The organism is Alteromonas sp. G5_S2_22_S1, from assembly GCF_054968525.1.
The window spans coordinates 141,425-159,971 of the sequence record NZ_JBQKUJ010000003.1; the positions used below are offsets into that span (position 1 = coordinate 141,425).

Here is an 18,547-nt window from a genome sequence, read left to right on the forward strand (position 1 = left end):
GCCGATTTTTTTACCCAAAATTAAGATGAAACGTTAAACGATAAACGATAAACTTTATACTTTCGGACTAATGTTAAAACGCTCGTTTTAATTCAAATAAACATTCCGCTTATCCGCAGTTCAGAGGTAGCAATCACAATGAGCGCTTGGTGTCGTTTTGCAAAGGTGAAGTTTTGTCTACTTCTCACCATTTTTTTTAGCCATTCTCTTCATGCACAGTTAGACAACAACTCTGAAAAGTTGAGGCTTAAAAAGCTAAATACTTATAGTCATATGACTGCGCTTGCTATGTACAACTGGAATCTGCAATCTGATATCGACAACGACCAAATAGTGACCGAAATTGAAAAATCACAAATACAACATGATGATAGTAGTGAAGGTATAATTTTCAGACATTTATTGGCGACAGCAACGGCTAACGAAACCGAAAACCCTCGAATACCCATTTACGTAAAATTCCCTTTGCTTGAAAGCCACTGGAGAGAGCTGAAATCGCTAAATCCAGATTTGTACGCCGCAGCCAGGGCTTATTACATTTATGCCAGAGCAGTTAACGACTTTGACGGTTCCTCTCTGCGAATCAATGTAACAGTGCCTGCGCTCAGACGTTTGAAACATGAAGTTCTAGAGACTGGCAGCAAAACAGCTACCGCGATAGTTAGCGTATGGCTGTCAATGGAGCTTACCTTAGCTAACCCCATTCAGGCAATCAATGAATTAGAGTATGCACTCCCCCATTTGCCTGCGCGAGCTTCTACACGAACTCTAGAAAATGCTTTAAGTAGTGCTACCGCTCACGAATGGCTTCGCATCGCTTTTACAGAGCTATCGGTACCAAGTAGAGCCTACTTTCACTCAATGACGATTATTAAGCAAAGCAGTCTAAATGATGGGTCCGTTACGTGGGCATATTTTACTTCGATTGACTCTCTTCTTCTCCAAACTAAATATGAGGACGCGCTGCTCACTTCCAATAGGGCCCTTGAGTTTGTAAAAAATAGAAATTCAGAACTTGAGATGTTTTTAATTCTCTATCAAAAACTGCGAGTGCTCTTAATGGGATTTCAGCAGACTCGTGATAGTGAAATACGCTCTGTTATAAACAAGATGGATACAATAGATACCGTTCAGATTAAGACTCAAGCAGAAGAGCTTTTTTACCTTTATCAATCTTATAAAGCTATTGCTGAAAGCGATGAAAATCTGCTCTCGAAGGCGATTGAACAATATAAAAAAGCGATGCTGGAGTCCTTACCATCTACCGAGTTTAGAGCCGAACACCTGTTAAAAAAAGAACTTGAACTTACCCGAATTTATGACGCTGCTGGCAATTACGAAAAAGCCTATGAGCATTCCAAAGTTTACAACCAACTTCTCTTCGAAAAAAATACCGAGCAGTTTAAGCTTTCATCTCCTTCGCTCACCGATGGTATAGCAAGAGATATTGCGTTGGCACGCTATCGCCAGCAAGAGCTTGCTGCACTTCGCGATGAAAAAATCGGGCTGTCTACCGATAAAGAAGCCATGAAAACAACCATTTTCGCATTGATAACGACCATTTTAATTATTCTGGCGCTATGGTTGTGGATTGCTAAACGCCAAAGCGACACGCTTGCTGAGCGAGACTCACTAACCGGCGCATTAACACGCAGAGCGATGCTTAAAAGCCTTAAAAAAGCATTAAAAAGTGACAGCACATCCTGTGTTGCGCTATTAGATGTAGATAACTTCAAAAAAATTAACGACAGATATGGGCATTTAGTAGGAGATGAAGTGTTAACAACGCTTACTCAAACTATTCAAAAACGAATTCGAAAATCAGACAAGCTTTGCCGATACGGCGGCGAAGAGTTTTTAATTTACTTCTCAGACACGGATCAACAGTCAGCCAAGCGCATACTTGATGAACTTAACGCTAGCTTATCTCGTCAAAAACTGTGGAGCGGAACCGACCAAAAATTTTCAGTCAGCTTTTCTTCTGGCCTTCTAGATGTGAACGGAGAAACAAACTTAGACACAATTATCAAAGCCTGTGACGACCTCCTGTATAAAGCAAAACGCGAAGGCCGTGCTCGCGTTGCCGCTTTCTCATTTTAAATTAGCCCAAACTTTTTCAACGCGTAACCGTATAGAAAACATGCAAGGTCGCTGACTGACGTAGAGACTCTACGTCATAGGTGTTAGCATGAGAGAAAAAACATAGGGAATTTATATGGCTACTGGCACGATAATCTCGTTGGGTTTGTATTTTGTGGTAATGTTGGGGATAGGGCTTTTCGCCTATCGGCAAACAGATACCAACGTTGAGGGCTACATGCTTGGCGGCCGCCAACTTGGTCCAGCGGTAACCGCACTATCAGCAGGTGCATCAGACATGAGCGGTTGGATGCTTATGGGCTTACCGGGCGCAATGTATGTTTCCGGACTCTCGGCTGGCTGGATTGCAGTGGGGTTGACCTTAGGCGCTCTTGCTAACTACATGTTAGTGGCACCACGTCTTCGCGTTTACACCGAAGTTGCCAATAACTCGATTACCCTGCCCGATTATTTCGAAAATCGCTTTGCCGATAATTCTCGCATGCTACGCGTTATAGCGTCAGTGGTTATCGTTATTTTCTTTACCCTATATACCTCTTCGGGCGTAGTCGCAGGCGGCAAGTTATTTGAAACGTCATTTGGCCTATCGTACGAAGCTGGACTCTATGTAACCGCAGGCGTTGTAGTGGCCTATACCCTGGTGGGCGGCTTTATGGCAGTGAGCATGACTGACTTTGTTCAGGGCTGCATTATGTTCGTGTCGCTTATTATGGTCCCTGCTGTTGTTATCAGTGAATTAGGCGGCCTAGGTGCCTCAATCGACGCGCTAGATAACATCAACCCCGCGTTGTTTGACGCCTTTATGGATGCATCTTCCAATGAAGCGCTCACTGTTATTGGGATAATTTCTCTTATGTCTTGGGGGCTAGGCTATTTCGGTCAGCCGCATATCATTGTGCGCTTTATGGCTATCCGCTCGGTTAAAGACATCCCTACAGCCCGCAATATCGGCATGAGCTGGATGATCGTATCTATCATCGGCGCGTTAATAACCGGTTTATTTGGGTTAGCTTATGTTACCGGTAACGGCAATGACATTGACCCAGAAACCGTCTTTATTTATCTCTCACAAATTTTATTCCACCCGCTAGTGGGTGGGTTCTTACTTGCCGCCATTTTGGCCGCGATAATGAGCACTATTTCTTCTCAGCTATTGGTAACATCTAGTTCATTAACCAGTGACTTCTATCAAGCTTTCTTGCGCCGCGATGCATCGGACGGCGAGCTAGTTATAGCGGGTCGTGTGAGCGTTGTGATAGTCGCACTAGTTGCTATCTACCTTGCCTATGATAGAGACAGCACTATCCTAACCTTGGTGAGTAATGCGTGGGCAGGCTTTGGTGCCGCTTTTGGTCCTTTGGTATTATTTAGCTTATTTAAGCGGGAAATGACTCGTCGCGCCGCACTAGGTGGAATGATAGTAGGTGCAGTTACCGTATTACTTTGGATTTACCTTCCTATTGAAATTGGCGGCCAGCCCTTAGGCGACTGGATGTATGAAATCGTACCGGGCTTTATACTATCTAGCTTAACAATTTTAATTTTAAGTAAATCAGGTACCCCACGAGAGGGTGTTGTAGATACCTTTGATGCGTTTCAAGCTAAACTTGACGAGAGATAACGCACCTTGAACTTTTAAAAAAACAGCATTTAAAAGCCCTGTTTAGGTAACTAAGCAGGGCTTTTTTCTTTTTCCCAGGCCTTTAAATAACGGCTTATGCTTCATTTGCATGACACTTTTATTTAAAGGAATAAGATAGCTATTTTAAATAGCAAAATCGCATACTACTTTTTAATTTAAATATGTTATCGTTCTATGCAGAAAAATAACCCGCATATAACTTTTTTATATATAACATAAATTCGGACTTCAAAATGACTGCTAGTATCCCGTCTGTAACGCATTTGAAACAACTCGAAGCCGAGAGTATCCAAATTTTCCGTGAAGTGGCTGCTGAGTTTGAAAACCCAGTAATGCTTTACTCTGTAGGAAAAGACTCTTCTGTATTGCTTCACCTTGCTCGTAAAGCCTTTGCGCCAGGTAAAATTCCTTTCCCACTCCTTCACGTTGACACCACGTGGAAGTTCGGTGAAATGATCAAATTCCGTGATGAGCAAGCAGAGAAGCATGGCTTTGATTTGCTTGTTCACATTAATGAAGAAGGTGTTGAAGCTGGCGTTGGCCCATTTAGTCACGGCTCAGCAAAACACACGGACATCATGAAAACCCAAGCCCTCAAGCAAGCATTGAACAAATATAAGTTTGACGCTGCGTTTGGTGGTGCCCGTCGTGATGAAGAAAAATCACGTGCAAAAGAGCGTGTTTACTCATTCCGCGACAGCAATCACCGTTGGGACCCGAAAAACCAGCGTCCAGAGCTTTGGAATATCTACAACTCGCAGGTTAACAAAGGCGAAAGTATTCGCGTATTCCCAATGTCTAACTGGACAGAGCTAGATATCTGGCAATATATCTACCTGGAAAATATCGATATACCACAACTTTACCTTTCTAAGCCTCGCCCAGTTGTTGAGCGTGACGGCATTCTTATTATGGTTGATGACGACCGTATGCCTTTAGAAGAAGGTGAAGTACCAGAAATGCGCTCTGTGCGATTCCGTACCCTTGGCTGTTACCCACTAACCGGTGCCGTTGAATCAGAAGCAGCAACCCTTCCTGAAGTTATTCAAGAAATGCTGCTTACCAAGACCTCTGAGCGTCAAGGCCGCGTTATAGACCATGACAGCGCGGGCTCTATGGAGAAGAAGAAAATGGAAGGGTACTTCTAATGGCCACAGACAACGTCGTTTGGCACAAACACGAAGTCAACAAGACCACCCGCTCTGAGAAGTTAGGTCAAACACCTCGCGTGTTTTGGCTTACCGGGTTAAGTGGTTCTGGTAAATCTACGTTAGCTAACTTGCTTGAGAAAAAACTTCACGAGCAAAATAAACACACGTACCTGTTAGATGGCGACAACGTACGTCACGGGTTATGTGGCGATTTAGGTTTTAGCGACAAAGATCGGGTTGAGAACATTCGCCGCATCAGCGAGGTCGCCAAGCTTTTTGTTGACGCTGGAACCTTGGTACTGACTGCGTTTATCTCTCCGTTTAAAGCTGACCGCGATTATTGCCGCAGCTTAATGGAAGAAGGCGAGTTTGTAGAAGTGTTTGTTGATACCCCGCTTGAAGTGTGCGAAAAGCGCGACCCGAAAGGCTTGTACAAAAAAGCACGTAGCGGCGAAATCAAGGACTTCACTGGTATTGATTCAGCGTACGAAGCGCCTGAAGCACCAGAAGTACACCTAACATATCAGGATGAACCGGCAGAGCAAACCGCTGAGCGTTTGTATGCTTTGCTTCAAGAAAAGGGATTGGTGTAATGACACAGCCTATTAATTCTCTTGCACAGAAAGTGCTGACTATCGCTAAAGAAGCGGGCGATAAGATAATGGCGATTTACGAGAAAGATTTTGCCATTTACGAAAAGCAGGATACCAGCCCATTAACTGAAGCTGACCTTGCCGCGCACAACGTTATTGTAAATGCCCTTGAAGCGGAGTCTGATCTGCCAATCCTTTCTGAGGAATCAGCAGATATTTCGTGGGATGAGCGCAAGACGTGGTCGTCATACTGGCTGGTTGACCCGCTAGACGGCACCAAAGAGTTTATTAAGAAAAACGGTGAGTTTACGGTAAACATTGCACTTATCGAAAACGGTAAACCGACTATGGGCGTAGTTTATGCGCCAGCACTCAACAAAAGCTACGTAGGCATTGTGGGTGACGGTGCATGGACTGAAGTAGATGGTGAATTCACCGCTATTTCTGCACGCAAGCACGACGGTGCAGAAGTGTGGAAAGTGGTAGGCAGCCGTTCTCACCAAAGCCCTGAAATTCAAAATTTATTGGCACAGCTTGATGGTGATACTGAGCTAGTGGCGATGGGCAGCTCACTAAAGCTTTGCTTAGTGGCCGAGGGCGATGCACACCTTTACCCTCGTTTAGGCCCAACGTCTGAATGGGATACGGGTGCTGCACATGCAGTCGCATTAGCGGCGGGTGCGAACGTGACCGTACTTGACCCTGAAAATCCATTAGATGACAACGCTGACGCTCTTACCTATAACCAAAAAGAGTCTGTGTTAAACCCCTTTTTCCTTGTGAGCGCATAACATGAACAATGAAAACGAATTATTGAGACAGGACATTCTGTCTTACCTAGAGCAACACGAAAAGAAAGACATGCTACGTTTCCTTACTTGCGGTAGCGTAGATGACGGTAAGAGCACCTTAATTGGTCGCTTACTTCACGATTCAAAAATGATTTATGAAGACCAGCTTGCTGCAATCACTAAAGACAGCAAAAAAGTTGGGACTACGGGCGAAAAAGTAGACCTTGCATTACTTGTAGACGGTCTTCAATCTGAACGTGAACAAGGTATTACGATTGACGTAGCATACCGCTACTTCTCTACCGACAAGCGTAAGTTCATCATCGCTGACACGCCAGGGCACGAGCAGTACACCCGCAACATGGTAACGGGTGCGTCTACTTGCGACCTCGCCATCATTCTTGTTGATGCTCGTGGCGGCGTTAAAGTACAAACTAAACGTCACTCGTTCTTAGTTTCTCTTCTCGGTATTAAGCACGTTATTGTTGCTATCAACAAAATGGACTTAATGGATTATTCAGAAGAGGTCTACAAACAAATTCAAGAAGACTACCTGAAGTTTGCTGAGCAGCTTGATATTCCTGACATTCAGTTTGTGCCTATTTCAGCATTGGAAGGCGACAACGTGGTAGGTAAAAGCGAAAAGACCCCTTGGTTTGACGGCACGCCACTAATGGAAATGCTAGAAAACATTGAAATTGGTGAAGACGATAACCTTGAAGATTTCCGCTTCCCAGTTCAATACGTTAATCGTCCTAATCTCGATTTTCGTGGTTTTGCGGGCACAGTAGTATCAGGCCAGGTAGCGCCAGGTGATGAAGTGACTGCCCTACCTTCTGGTAAGAAATCAAAAGTGAAGCAAGTCGTTACGTTTGAAGGCGACCAAGAGCGTGCTTATGTGCCTCAAGCGGTTACGCTAACCCTTGAAGATGAAATTGACATCTCTCGTGGCGATATGATTGTAAAATCAGACAACTTGCCGCTGCTTAACACGCAGTTTAAAACTCACCTTGTGTGGATGTCTGAAGAGCCGCTAATGCCAAACAAGCAATACTTGTTTAAGTTTGCGACCAAATCTACGCCTGGCGTTGTGGCGCATATCGATAACCAAATTGATGTGAATACCCTTAAAGAAGCTGATGCAATGCACCTAAACCTTAACGAAATTGGTGTAGTTGACGTTAAGTTTACACAGCCTGTAGCGTGCGACCCGTACAAGCGCAACCGCCCTACTGGTTCATTTATCGTTATCGACCGCTTAACCAATGGTACAGTGGGTGCGGGTATGATCATCGACGAAATTGCCGGTGACGCACAGCATACATCGCCTAACTTCTCTGAGTTTGAGCTTGAATTCAATGCGCTAGTACGCAAGCACTTCCCGCATTGGAACTCTGTGGACATCAGTAAACTATAAGCAGGACTGGAGCATTATGGATGTGACCCAGTTCATCGTACTGGCAATTTTTGCCGGTACGATATGCGCGCTGATTTTGACCCGTCAGCGCCCTTCTACTGTATTTTCAGGTGCAGTATTGGCTTTACTGGTTACCCAGCAGTTATCTCTTGATGACATCTTGCTAAATTTAACAAACAAGGGCCTTATCACCCTTGTTTTGTTGCTTTTAGTGAGTAGTGCTATTGATAAAACCGCTTTGATTAAGCGACTTGGTAGAAAGTTAGTTAGCGCTAATTTCACGCAGTCCTATTGGCGATTATTTTCGTTAACCTTTGTCTCTTCTGCGCTGTTAAATAACACCGCAATTGTGGCAAGTCTTATTGGTCCTATTAAACAGAACCAATATCACCCTGCATCACGACTACTCATTCCGCTTTCTTACGCCGCGATACTCGGTGGTACGGTTACCCTAATCGGGACTTCTACTAACCTTATCGTTGACAGTTTCTTACAAGAACACGGACACCCTGGTTTCAATTTCTTTGATTTCACCCTGTATGGCACCGTGGCCGGTCTTACCTGTGGCTTACTTATGTTTATGCTATTGCCTTTGCTGCCCAATATTGGCAACAAAAACAATAACTATCACGAGTATATGGTTGAAGCTGAAGTTGAACCCGGATCTGAGCTAATTGGCAAGACTGTTGAGCAGAACCACCTGCGAAACCTTCCTGAGCTCTTTCTAGTGGAAGTGGTACGCGATGGCAATTTAATCTCTCCCGTGGGCCCTGACCTGGTTATCTTAGAAGGCGATAAACTGATCTTTTCTGGCAATGTACAAAAGCTCGATAACTTAAGCCATATTAAAGGGTTAAGTATGTTCGCTGAGTCAGACGGCGTGTTGCGAGAAAGTTTAACGGAGGTCGTTGTTGCCAACCGTGCGCAGGTTATTGGCCAAACCATTAAAAAACTTGGTTTTAGAGCACTGTTTGATGCCGCTGTAGTAGCCATTCGCCGCGATGGCGAGCAACTTTCTGGCAAATTAGGTGAGATAAAACTGCAGGCCGGTGACTTTTTGCTACTGGCAACGGGCCCCGATTTTGCCACCCGTCAAAATTTGAATAAAAACTTCTTTATTCTGTCAGAGCAAAAGATCGCTCGCCCGCTCACGAATAAACAGGAATGGATCACACTCGGTGGCTTTCTTACTACTGTTTTATTGGCAGCTGCAAACGTTATCTCACTTGCCATTGGGCTGCTGTTCTTGGCCGCAGTACTTATTGGGGTAAGAGTAACGTCGAACGGCGAAATGAAGCGAAATCTACCGCTTAACCTCATTGTTGTCATTGTTGGAGCCTTAAGTTTAGCCACTGCTCTTGAAAACTCGGGCGTTATAATGACAATGACAGAGGCATTAATGCCTGTGCTGTCTGGTACCAACTGGTTTATTGCGCTTGTGATTATTTACTTAATTACGCTGTTGTTAACCGAGTTTGTTACCAATAATGCGGCAGCGGCCTTGATGTTCCCTTTTGCCTATGGCCTTGTGCAGATTATTGGCGCGCCTCTTATGCCATTTGCGTTGGCCGTCGCCTTTGCTGCTAGCGCGAGCTTTATATCGCCTTTCGGATATCAAACTAACCTGTTGGTTTATAATGCCGCCAACTACCGGTTTTCACATTTCATAAAAATAGGCCTGCCTATTTCCATTGTATACAGTTCTATCGTACTTACTTTATTGAATGTGACTTACCTTTAGTTGCGATAAATAAGAGGAGCCAAGGCTCCTCTTATTCGTTGTGCTTTTCGTGTAGGTACAATGAGTTACCTATTCCCTATCCACTATATTCACTTTCTCTTACAAAAAACCTCTCTAATCAGAATCTTGTGCTGTACAAGGTCTTTAGCCCTCAGTAATCTATATCGCTAAGATTATAAAACTAAACCTACAGCGTTATTGTTCAGCGATAGCGTCACACTGTGTTCGAGCAACAAAACTATAAGGAGCAAGGGATGCATAACGTATCGAACCCTTTCCAAGCGTGTAACGATATATTTTTTAAACCGAACGGCGTATTTAAGGCCGTGGGTGAACACAATAACTGGAGTTGGATGCCATTTATTTTGATTATGGCTATTTCTCTGGTTTCTCAATATCTCTACGTTAACTTTGTTGATATTGAATGGTTTGCTGAAATGAACATTGCAGCGCAAGGTGACATGAGCCCGGCAGAAGAAGAGCAAATGAAAGCTTTCTTCACCAGAAGCGCGTTGCTCTGGTCATCGGTTATTGGTGCTTTCTTTATCCCTATTGTTATCAATGCCGTTTACGCTGTTTACGTAAACCTTGCGACCCGTTCTGACGACAGCCATGTATTTGGCTTTACAGACTGGTACGGCTTTGCATGGTGGTTATCAATGCCTTACGTATTAACCGGGTTAGTGGGGGTAGCGCTTTTGCTCTTTACCGGCGATCACCAAGTTGCACCTTCTATCTTATCACCGGCTTCTTTAGGTTTTATTGCCAGTATTCCGATGGACTCTCCGTGGTATGCCTTCGGCCAAGCGGTAAGGTTAGAACTGTTCTGGGGAATTTACCTTGCAACGGTAGGTATTACTCAATGGACCTCGTTTTCTCTTAAAAAATCGGCGCTCATTGCCAGCGCGCCTTATTTAATTATCTACAGCATTTGGCTGCTAGCGCTGGCTGTCTTTTAAGTCACGTCTTTGCTAGTGATGCTGCGCTCTAGTCATTCTTTTTGATACTAGAGCGCAATATGCCCTCGCGTTTTAACGTTATGTAAATTTATAAGCCGCGCTGCACTAAACCACAAAAATAAAAAGTCTCAAGCTAGGTCCACAGTGGCAGTTGTTTGGTAGGCTTACTTCCCGCTCTTAGTGGCCTAAAGTAGTCACTATTACTGTAAAATGTTTCATCTTGCTTGTGGTGCCATGAAGGAACACCCAACAGCGGTAAAGGTTTCAGCAATGGTGCACACTCAAAGCAATCTAACGCTTTAATACGTGCGACCATAGCCTCGTCTAACTGCGCACGCTGCTGCCACCTATCGAGCTGACTAAAACCATAAGGCACAGACACTGCCAGCCACTTCCCTGTTAAACCGATAAAAGGGTTCAACATCATTTCTAAGTTTGCATGACCAAAAATAAAAGGGCTGACCTGTGTGTACCACATCTCTCGATTGGCAATAAACACTGTTTTCCATTCATGGTGAGCAAGGCGGTACAGAAACTCTTCGCGACAAGCCCGTGCCGACTGTTTCGCATGGGGTAAGTCACTTCCTTTGGGTGATTCAACAGCAAGCACCACTCCGCATTCGTCGAAGTGAGTAATACGGTTTCGCCGCGCCGTTCTTGGGTTAACACCATAGCGGTTAATATCGGCAACATGTAACTCATTGAGCAACGATTTCGTTTTAGGAAATTGTAGCCAAATAAGTGCATTGAATAAGTCGTGCCAGCTACGTTCGCGGGTCGGAATAACTTTGTCTTCGCTAATAATTGTTTCGTAATAGCGCTGCTCGTCGTCTTTGAATAAGCGTTGACCTTTAAACGTCGGGCCTTGCCAACTTGCCTGATATTCGGCGACTTTTTCGTTAAGCAATTCAGGGGTAGGAAACTCACTGCATGTGAAGAGACCTAATTCGTTAAGAAGCGCATTAACAGGCGTACTGGCGTGGTTTAACAGGTAGTCTTTACAGAAAGGGATCGCGTCTGATTGCATATCAACTATTGGTTCGCTTTGGGGTTTTCTCTATACTGGGACGGTATTGTAGAGCAAACAGAGACTAACAATGAAAAAAATGTTTTTGCCATTGCTTGTACCTACCCTTTTAGGTGTAAGTGCATGCACTCCTTCAAACGACAGCGCGTCACAAAACCCAACGGCTGAAAAAGCGCTATCAGCAGCCTCTAACTTCGACAGTGTTTATAACAGCATTTCAGATAGCGATATACGCGAACCGCTAAAAATACTTTCTTCAGATGAATTCGAAGGCCGCTTACCCACCACTGAAGGCGAAAAGAAAACCATCGACTATTTAGTCAGTGAGTTTACTAAAGCCGGGCTTAAACCAGGCAACGGAGACAGCTTTTTACAAAAAGTGGCACTGATGGAAATTACCGCCTCTTCAGACATGACCATGACGATTGGCGACAATAACTTTGTCTATAAAGAGGACATGGTTGCCTCGTCTAAGCGTGAGCAAGCGGCTGTGTCGCTAGAAGAGTCCGAGCTCGTTTTTGTAGGCTATGGCGTTAATGCGCCAGAGTACGACTGGAACGACTACGAAGGATTAGACGTTAAAGGCAAAACTGTGGTTATGCTAATTAATGACCCAGGCTTTGAAAATCCGGACAGCGGCAAATTCCAAGGCACCACCATGACCTATTACGGTCGCTGGAGCTACAAGTATGAGGAAGCAAGCCGTCAAGGTGCAGCTGGCGCCATTATTGTTCATGAAACGGCACCGGCCTCTTACGGCTGGTCGGTCGTCGCAAACAGCTGGAGCGGCCCACAATATGGCTTAGTCAGTGCGGATAAAGGTGCAAGCCGCGTTGCCGTTGAAGGCTGGCTGACGCTAGATGCGGCGAAAAAAGTGTTCGCAGATGCAGGCCTTGATTTCGATACCGAAAAAGCCAACGCGATGAAAGGGCCTTACAACAAAGCGATGGACCTCAAAGCATCGGTAACGGTAAAAAACACCTTCAAAAAATCGGAAAGTAATAACGTTATTGCTACCCTACCCGGCGCTAAATTTCCTGATGAGCACATCATTTATACCGCGCACTGGGATCACTTAGGTAAAGATGAAAGCAAGGAAGGCGATCAGATTTATAACGGCGCGCACGATAATGCCACCGGTACTGCCGCTATGCTAGCTATGGCTAAGGCTTACTCAGCACTTTCACCAGCGCCAAAGCGCTCTGTTTCATTTTTGGTAGTAACAGCAGAAGAGCAAGGCCTGTTGGGCAGTAAGTTCTACGCAAGTAACCCTGTCATTCCGATTGAAAATACCGTAGCAAACATCAATATGGATGCCATGAATGTACTCGGTAAGACTAAAAACGTCGCGGTTGTGGGTATGGGTAAATCTGAAATGGAAGACTACCTTCAAGACGCTGCTGTGAAACAAGGCCGCACGTTAACGCAAGAAGACCGACCTGAAGCGGGTTATTACTATCGCTCTGATCACTTTAGCTTTGCCAAGCAGGGTGTACCCGCACTTTACGCAGAAGGCGGCAATGAACCGGCCGATGAAGAAACCGCCAAATACAGAAAGCGCATGAACGTTATCGTTACCGGTTGCTATCATCAGGTATGTGACCAATATCGCGATGACTGGGATTTAAGCGGTATCGTTCAAGATACACAGATGTTGTTTGACGTAGGTGTTAATGTAGCGAATGCAGACGCATGGCCAAAGTGGAACGAAGCGAGCGAGTTCCAGCGTCAAAACTAAACCTTTGATTAGAGCGGAAGATTTATCAATGCCTAACGCTCGCTAAATAGGGCCTCAGATGAGGCCCTTTTCATTCGTTCGGCTTTATCCTGCCCTGATATCACATCAGTATGGCTTTAAGCTCCTCAGCACCAAACGTGGCAATTTCAAACGCGATCAAAATTATAATTATCCACTCTAAGAATGATGAGTGTTTGTGATTCAAGTCATCGGCTAGCATTTCAAATAATTCGTGAATAACGTCTAACTTATTAGATAACAATTCTACACGAGGCCGGATATCCAGATAACGGGATGTCATTGTATAGGCGAACTCGTAATCTGGGTACTCCCAGAAAAACTCAGGGGTATCTAACAAGCCGTAGTGTAAAAAGATATCACTTTTGGTACTAAACAAGTGACCACGAATTTTCGCCAATGCCCTTCTACTTAACTTTATTTTACCCGTTTCAGCTAGGGCTTTAGGTAAATGCGCATAGGACGCAATAGTTTCTTGCGCCTTTTCTTCATATTCATCGAGCTTTACAGACTGGGCCAGCGCATGACTGATAGAAAGCCTGAGCAAATCGTCGTTACTGGGTAATACAATCGTATCCCGCTGTAGCTTTAGCGTATCACCTTCAATAGCAAATCTTAGGTGTTCTTGATGCTCGCCACCTAGCACTGCGTCTTTCAGTTTAAGTCTGTGCAGAAGCGCGAGCTTTTCATCTTCATCTACGCCCCAAAAAACAATCACCCCATAGTCAAAAAGCCACGCCTCCCCGCCAAATACATCAATTTGAACCGCATCTCGATATTGCGAGCCCAATGATGCAAATTGCTCTGCAGGCATATCGAAGTCAGGAATAATAAAAGCCGACACTCGGTCGTTAGAAATGTGCATACCCAAACCAATGAGATTAAAAACGGCAGAATTATGCGCTCAAAACTCGCAGGGGAATAGGGCTTTCATTCGTTAAAAAAACACTGGTGACGACACAATTATTTAATCTATCTCTTTTACATTTTTCCGCTGTATTAGAATAAAAATGTTAATAAAAGTCGGTTTTGAGATAAAAGGAATAAGAATTTCCATTTTCTCATCATATTGTACTTGCAATTTCCTGTCAGACTGGCACATTCAAGGCACGCGAAAAAAGAATAAAAACAATCCTTCGCTCACTCGTACGCGAGTAACGACAGAAAAAACTTCAATTATTTTTTTCAACAAGTGAACAGAGAGAATCCGTTATATGTGTGGTATTTTCGGTATCCTTGATATCAAAACCGATGTGTCTGAACTCAGAACCCAAGCCCTCGATTTATCTAAACTTTTGCGCCACCGTGGCCCTGACTGGTCGGGTATCTGGAATAATGACAATACCATTCTTTGTCACGAAAGATTGGCGATTGTCGACGTAGATACAGGTGCGCAGCCTCTTATCAGCCAAAACGATAAGCAAATCCTTGCGGTTAACGGCGAGATTTATAACCACAAGCAACTTGCTGCTGACTTAGATGAGCCTTATCCGTTTAAAACCCGTTCAGATTGTGAAGTTATTCTTCCTCTTTTCCAGCAAAAAGGCGTGGATTTCATTGACGAACTAGAAGGTATGTTCGCCTTCATTCTTTACGACGAAGAGCAAGATGCCTACCTGATTGCCCGCGACCATATCGGAATTATTCCGCTCTATACCGGTTACGATGAGCACGGCAACTTCTACGTATCATCTGAAATGAAGGCGCTCGCAGGCGTGTGTAAAACGATTAGCGAATTCCCTCCTGGCCACTATCTGTGGAGCAAAGAAGGTAAAATCACTAAGTATTACAAGCGCGACTGGATGGAATACGACAACGTAAAAGACAACACCAGCGATTTAGACGAACTACGTGTAGCGTTTGAAAAAGCGGTGAAGTCTCACATGATGTCTGACGTGCCGTACGCTGTACTATTGTCTGGCGGCTTAGATTCATCTCTGGTATCCGCTGTTGCTGCACAGTACGTAGCAAAGCGTGTAGAAGATGAAGACAAAACCGATGCGTGGTGGCCTCGTTTACACAGCTTTGCGGTGGGTCTTGAAGGTGCGCCAGATTTAAAAGCGGCGAAGAAAGTGGCGGATATGATTGGTACCGTTCACCATGAAATCCATTTCACCATTCAAGAAGGTTTAGATGCCATCCGCGATGTTATCTTCCATCTAGAAACCTACGATACGACAACGATTCGTGCAGCTACTCCTATGTATCTAATGACCCGTAAGATTAAAGCGATGGGTATCAAAATGGTACTATCTGGGGAAGGCTCAGATGAAATCTTTGGCGGCTACCTGTATTTCCACAAAGCACCGAACGCAAAAGAGTTCCACGAAGAAACCGTACGTAAGCTAGATCGCCTCCACATGTTCGACTGTGCTCGTGCTAACAAAGCGACCTCAGCCTGGGGTGTAGAAGCGCGCGTTCCTTTCTTAGATAAGAACTTTATTGACGTCGCCATGCGCCTAAACCCACAAGACAAGATGTGTCTTGACGGCAAAATGGAGAAGTGGATCTTGCGTAAAGCATTTGATAACGGCGAGACACTTCCGGCGGAAGTATTGTGGCGTCAAAAAGAACAGTTTGGTGACGGTGTAGGCTACTCGTGGATTGACTCAATTCGCGATTTCGTGGAAAACGAAGTAACAGACCAACAGCTAGCAACGGCCGAATTCAGGTTCCCTGTTAATACGCCAGACACGAAGGAAGGTTACTACTACCGCACTATCTTCGAAGGGTACTTCCCTCAAGAAAGCGCAGCGCGTTGTGTGCCAGGCGGTAAGTCTATTGCGTGTAGTACCGCAGAAGCCCTTGAGTGGGACGAAAGCTTTAAGAACAATGCAGACCCTTCTGGTCGCTCAATGAAAGACGTTCACGCGGGCGAATCATAACGCTCCCAAACGGTAAATATCTTTATTAAAAAACGCGGCAATTGCCGCGTTTTTTATTTACTGATTTTTTACCTGATTCGGCCTGTACCACAGTGACGAGTTTGTCAGCGGCGTTTCCAGTGGCAGTAAAGGGTTTTCTAAAGTGAAGATTTTTCTGTCCTTCACATTTAACGACGCTAGAATTGACGAGTAGGTTGAATTGAATAGCTCGTCAAAAGACCCGTCGTCTATCGCTCTATTCAGCCCTGTTTCTATCAAATTAGCCAAAGTTTTATTACTCGAACTAACAAAGTAGTACATCGCAGTGGGATAATACAACGCCATGGTGGGCTCAAGATGAAGGTTACTTCGACGTCGCCCTTCAGCATCGAGTTCAGCAGTCACTTCCATTACGGAACGTGGAAAAAAGTCTCCTTTGCCCTGCTTTATCATATCGTAGGCCTCACGAAATTCAGGAACCGTGAATACATTAAAACCATTCGCTTGCAGAATTTTCGTGTCGGGCCATTCTTCACCTTGAATAGGAGTCAACTTACGCATATCCGCAAGGGACAACACATCTGTAAATTTTGGCTTCTTGTTTTCGTTTATAACGAAAACACGCAAGCCGATAAGGCCTTTGGCAATAGGTATTCTAATTGGCGTAAGTTCTTTTTCACGTTGACTGTCAGTCATGCTCCAGACAACGTTTACTTCTCTATTCTCGCGAAGTTGACGCATAGCTTTACCCGTAAGTAATATACGATCTGACGGGCGAAGTTCGTAGTTCACTCCGGTTTTATCAAGTGCGAGTTTCAGTAACGCTATAGGGTATTGGGCGCGCGCATCTGAATCGTCGATAGGCCGCGGATAAGTAATAGTCCACAAGGCTCCCTGTGCAGATGACACCATCAACAAAGAACATAACGCAAATGCAACGGTAGTTGCCTGCTTAAACACGTTGAAGCTGCGCCTTGCGTTAGGTTTTCTAAGAAACATTTATTCAATACCGATGTATTTGTGTGTTTGTAAAGATAGCCGCCAGTTACGCTCAATACAAGTACGAACGGCTAGCTCTGTTGCCCGCTTTTGTTGGCTAATAGGTTGTAAACAGACCTGTTTCCCTTTTAATGAAGACACATTAGCCAACAGTGCATCAAGCTCGTCGATATGCTTTTGCATGGCAATGGGGTGCTTAATTTCATTCGCTCTCTCAAGGGCGCTAATCAATACATCATAGCCCCCTTTCATATTAATTTTTGGCGAAACTGTGACATAAGTACGCTCGTCGCAAAGTATCTCAAAGGTCCCGCTGGTTTCTATCTGCGTGGTATAGCCCTTATCGTGCAATAGGGTAGTCAGTGGACGCAAGTCGTACATACAAGGTTCACCGCCGGTGATAACCACATGCTTAGCAACATACCCTTCATGGCCGAACTGTGTCAGCAAATCACTTTCATTAGAAATGAAATAGGTTTCCGATTCTTGCCCTTTGGTAATTACCGCTTCTGGCGTAACGCTTAAATCCGGCTTTATTTCCCACGTGTGTTTTGTATCACACCAGGGGCAACCTACGGGGCAACCTTGTAAGCGAACAAAAATAGAAGGAACACCTGTGTGAGCACCCTCTCCTTGGATAGTTTCAAACATCTCATTGATGTTTAATGTGGACATTACAGACAATTTGACACCCTTTAACGATTGTATGTTGGGATTTTACCAAGGATCACATAAAATTCGGGCATAATTTCTTAAATCTTCGAAAACTATGTCAGAAAACGTTGTTGTTATCTATTCAGGAGGTATGGACTCCTTCACAGTATTGCACAAAGCATTAAGAGCCGGAAAAAAAGTTCACGCCCTTAGTTTTGATTATGGCCAGCGCCATAAAAAAGAGCTCGATTACGCGGCCGCTGTGTGTACGGCTCTCGGTGTACCCCATAAAATTGTGGATATAAGTGCAATCAACACCTTGATTGGTGGCTCTGCGCTAACGTCAGACATCGACGTGCCCGAAGGGCATTACGAAGAACCAAGCATGAAGCAAACAGTTGTCCCTAATCGCAATATGATATTGCTTTCTCTTGCTGTTGGTTACGCCGTGAGTCTTGATGCCAACGAGGTCTATTACGGCGCCCACTCTGGCGATCATGCTATTTACCCTGACTGTCGCCCCGAGTTCGTGCACAAAATGAATGACGTATGCGGCATTGCGAACTATACCCCAGTGACTATTATGACCCCCTATATCAAAGACAGTAAAACCGCCATCTTGACTGACGGGTTGTCAATGGGACTTGATTACGGGCAAACGTGGACGTGCTACAACGGCAGAGAAAAAGCCTGTGGCAAGTGTGGTGCCTGTGAAGAGCGCTTAGAAGCCTTTAAAGATAACGGTGCAACCGACCCGCTTGAATACGAATAACTAGTAGTCACTTAGAACAAAAAACACCTCTTATTGCTAGCGCACTCACCCACGTGAGCAAAGCGTCGAATGAGAGGTGTT

At 44.7% G+C, this 18,547-nt stretch carries 15 protein-coding genes; 11 read left to right on the forward strand and 4 right to left on the reverse strand.

Going from position 1 to position 18,547, the window contains the following annotated elements; all coding sequences use genetic code 11:
• Positions 1-138 precede the first annotated feature (138 nt).
• The 8 genes from ACTRWF_RS04960 (at position 139) to ACTRWF_RS04995 (ending at position 10,394) form a co-directional block, all read left to right on the forward strand.
• Entirely contained in the window at positions 139-2,100 is a 1,962-nt protein-coding gene (locus tag ACTRWF_RS04960; protein ID WP_462835194.1) for a diguanylate cyclase, read from the forward strand.
• A gap of 115 nt (positions 2,101-2,215) precedes the next feature.
• Positions 2,216-3,721 (forward strand): sodium/proline symporter PutP, encoded by a 1,506-nt coding sequence (gene putP, locus ACTRWF_RS04965; protein WP_462835195.1) that lies wholly within the window; start codon positions 2,216-2,218, stop codon positions 3,719-3,721.
• 254 nt (positions 3,722-3,975) lie between these two features.
• A complete protein-coding gene (cysD, locus tag ACTRWF_RS04970) occupies positions 3,976-4,890 on the forward strand; it encodes a sulfate adenylyltransferase subunit CysD (protein WP_012517832.1) in 915 nt (304 codons plus the stop codon).
• Positions 4,890-5,486: an adenylyl-sulfate kinase gene (gene cysC, locus ACTRWF_RS04975; protein WP_012517831.1), complete on the forward strand. Its 597-nt coding sequence runs from the start codon at positions 4,890-4,892 to the stop codon at positions 5,484-5,486. The genes cysD and cysC overlap by 1 nt, the downstream gene beginning before the upstream one ends.
• Entirely contained in the window at positions 5,486-6,277 is a 792-nt protein-coding gene (gene cysQ, locus ACTRWF_RS04980; protein WP_012517830.1) for a 3'(2'),5'-bisphosphate nucleotidase CysQ, read from the forward strand. Before cysC ends, cysQ begins: the two co-directional genes overlap by 1 nt.
• A 1-nt stretch (position 6,278) precedes the next feature.
• Positions 6,279-7,694 (forward strand): sulfate adenylyltransferase subunit CysN, encoded by a 1,416-nt coding sequence (cysN, locus tag ACTRWF_RS04985; RefSeq protein ID WP_462835196.1) that lies wholly within the window; start codon positions 6,279-6,281, stop codon positions 7,692-7,694.
• Positions 7,695-7,710: 16 nt separating this feature from the next.
• On the forward strand, positions 7,711-9,435 hold the full coding sequence (locus ACTRWF_RS04990; RefSeq protein WP_012517828.1) for an SLC13 family permease: 1,725 nt from the start codon (positions 7,711-7,713) through the stop codon (positions 9,433-9,435).
• A 254-nt stretch (positions 9,436-9,689) separates the two neighbouring features.
• A complete protein-coding gene (locus ACTRWF_RS04995) occupies positions 9,690-10,394 on the forward strand; it encodes a YIP1 family protein (protein ID WP_012517827.1) in 705 nt (234 codons plus the stop codon).
• A 133-nt stretch (positions 10,395-10,527) separates the two neighbouring features.
• Here the strand turns inward: ACTRWF_RS04995 and ACTRWF_RS05000 are convergent, their stop codons facing one another.
• Positions 10,528-11,421 carry a DUF3025 domain-containing protein gene (locus ACTRWF_RS05000; RefSeq protein WP_287148493.1) on the reverse strand — a complete coding sequence of 298 codons (894 nt, stop codon included), beginning with the start codon at positions 11,419-11,421 and terminating at the stop codon, positions 10,528-10,530.
• Between the two features lie 70 nt (positions 11,422-11,491).
• On the opposite strand from ACTRWF_RS05000, the gene ACTRWF_RS05005 reads away from it, so the two are divergent.
• On the forward strand, positions 11,492-13,159 hold the full coding sequence (locus ACTRWF_RS05005) for a M28 family peptidase (RefSeq protein ID WP_462835197.1): 1,668 nt from the start codon (positions 11,492-11,494) through the stop codon (positions 13,157-13,159).
• 100 nt (positions 13,160-13,259) lie between these two features.
• On the opposite strand, the gene ACTRWF_RS05010 is transcribed toward ACTRWF_RS05005, so the two are convergent.
• A complete protein-coding gene (locus ACTRWF_RS05010; RefSeq protein ID WP_462835198.1) occupies positions 13,260-14,042 on the reverse strand; it encodes an RMD1 family protein in 783 nt (260 codons plus the stop codon).
• A gap of 349 nt (positions 14,043-14,391) precedes the next feature.
• On the opposite strand from ACTRWF_RS05010, the gene asnB reads away from it, so the two are divergent.
• Entirely contained in the window at positions 14,392-16,062 is a 1,671-nt protein-coding gene (gene asnB / locus ACTRWF_RS05015; RefSeq protein WP_012517823.1) for an asparagine synthase B, read from the forward strand.
• 57 nt (positions 16,063-16,119) lie between these two features.
• On the opposite strand, the gene ACTRWF_RS05020 is transcribed toward asnB, so the two are convergent.
• Entirely contained in the window at positions 16,120-17,040 is a 921-nt protein-coding gene (locus ACTRWF_RS05020) for a type 2 periplasmic-binding domain-containing protein (RefSeq protein WP_020745595.1), read from the reverse strand.
• Positions 17,041-17,715, reverse strand: coding sequence for a 7-carboxy-7-deazaguanine synthase QueE (queE, locus tag ACTRWF_RS05025; protein ID WP_012517821.1), 675 nt, complete (start codon positions 17,713-17,715; stop codon positions 17,041-17,043).
• Between the two features lie 94 nt (positions 17,716-17,809).
• On the opposite strand from queE, the gene queC reads away from it, so the two are divergent.
• A complete protein-coding gene (gene queC, locus ACTRWF_RS05030) occupies positions 17,810-18,466 on the forward strand; it encodes a 7-cyano-7-deazaguanine synthase QueC (RefSeq protein WP_020745594.1) in 657 nt (218 codons plus the stop codon).
• Positions 18,467-18,547: the final 81 nt, after the last annotated feature.

Coding starts and splice junctions, on each gene's coding strand:
- ACTRWF_RS04960 (WP_462835194.1), top strand. CDS start 139: ATGAGCGCTTGGTGTCGTTTTGCAAAGGTGAAGTTTTGTCTACTTCTC.
- putP (WP_462835195.1), top strand. CDS start 2,216: ATGGCTACTGGCACGATAATCTCGTTGGGTTTGTATTTTGTGGTAATG.
- cysD (WP_012517832.1), top strand. CDS start 3,976: ATGACTGCTAGTATCCCGTCTGTAACGCATTTGAAACAACTCGAAGCC.
- cysC (WP_012517831.1), top strand. CDS start 4,890: ATGGCCACAGACAACGTCGTTTGGCACAAACACGAAGTCAACAAGACC.
- cysQ (WP_012517830.1), top strand. CDS start 5,486: ATGACACAGCCTATTAATTCTCTTGCACAGAAAGTGCTGACTATCGCT.
- cysN (WP_462835196.1), top strand. CDS start 6,279: ATGAACAATGAAAACGAATTATTGAGACAGGACATTCTGTCTTACCTA.
- ACTRWF_RS04990 (WP_012517828.1), top strand. CDS start 7,711: ATGGATGTGACCCAGTTCATCGTACTGGCAATTTTTGCCGGTACGATA.
- ACTRWF_RS04995 (WP_012517827.1), top strand. CDS start 9,690: ATGCATAACGTATCGAACCCTTTCCAAGCGTGTAACGATATATTTTTT.
- ACTRWF_RS05000 (WP_287148493.1), bottom strand. CDS start 11,421: ATGCAATCAGACGCGATCCCTTTCTGTAAAGACTACCTGTTAAACCAC.
- ACTRWF_RS05005 (WP_462835197.1), top strand. CDS start 11,492: ATGAAAAAAATGTTTTTGCCATTGCTTGTACCTACCCTTTTAGGTGTA.
- ACTRWF_RS05010 (WP_462835198.1), bottom strand. CDS start 14,042: ATGCACATTTCTAACGACCGAGTGTCGGCTTTTATTATTCCTGACTTC.
- asnB (WP_012517823.1), top strand. CDS start 14,392: ATGTGTGGTATTTTCGGTATCCTTGATATCAAAACCGATGTGTCTGAA.
- ACTRWF_RS05020 (WP_020745595.1), bottom strand. CDS start 17,040: ATGTTTCTTAGAAAACCTAACGCAAGGCGCAGCTTCAACGTGTTTAAG.
- queE (WP_012517821.1), bottom strand. CDS start 17,715: ATGTCCACATTAAACATCAATGAGATGTTTGAAACTATCCAAGGAGAG.
- queC (WP_020745594.1), top strand. CDS start 17,810: ATGTCAGAAAACGTTGTTGTTATCTATTCAGGAGGTATGGACTCCTTC.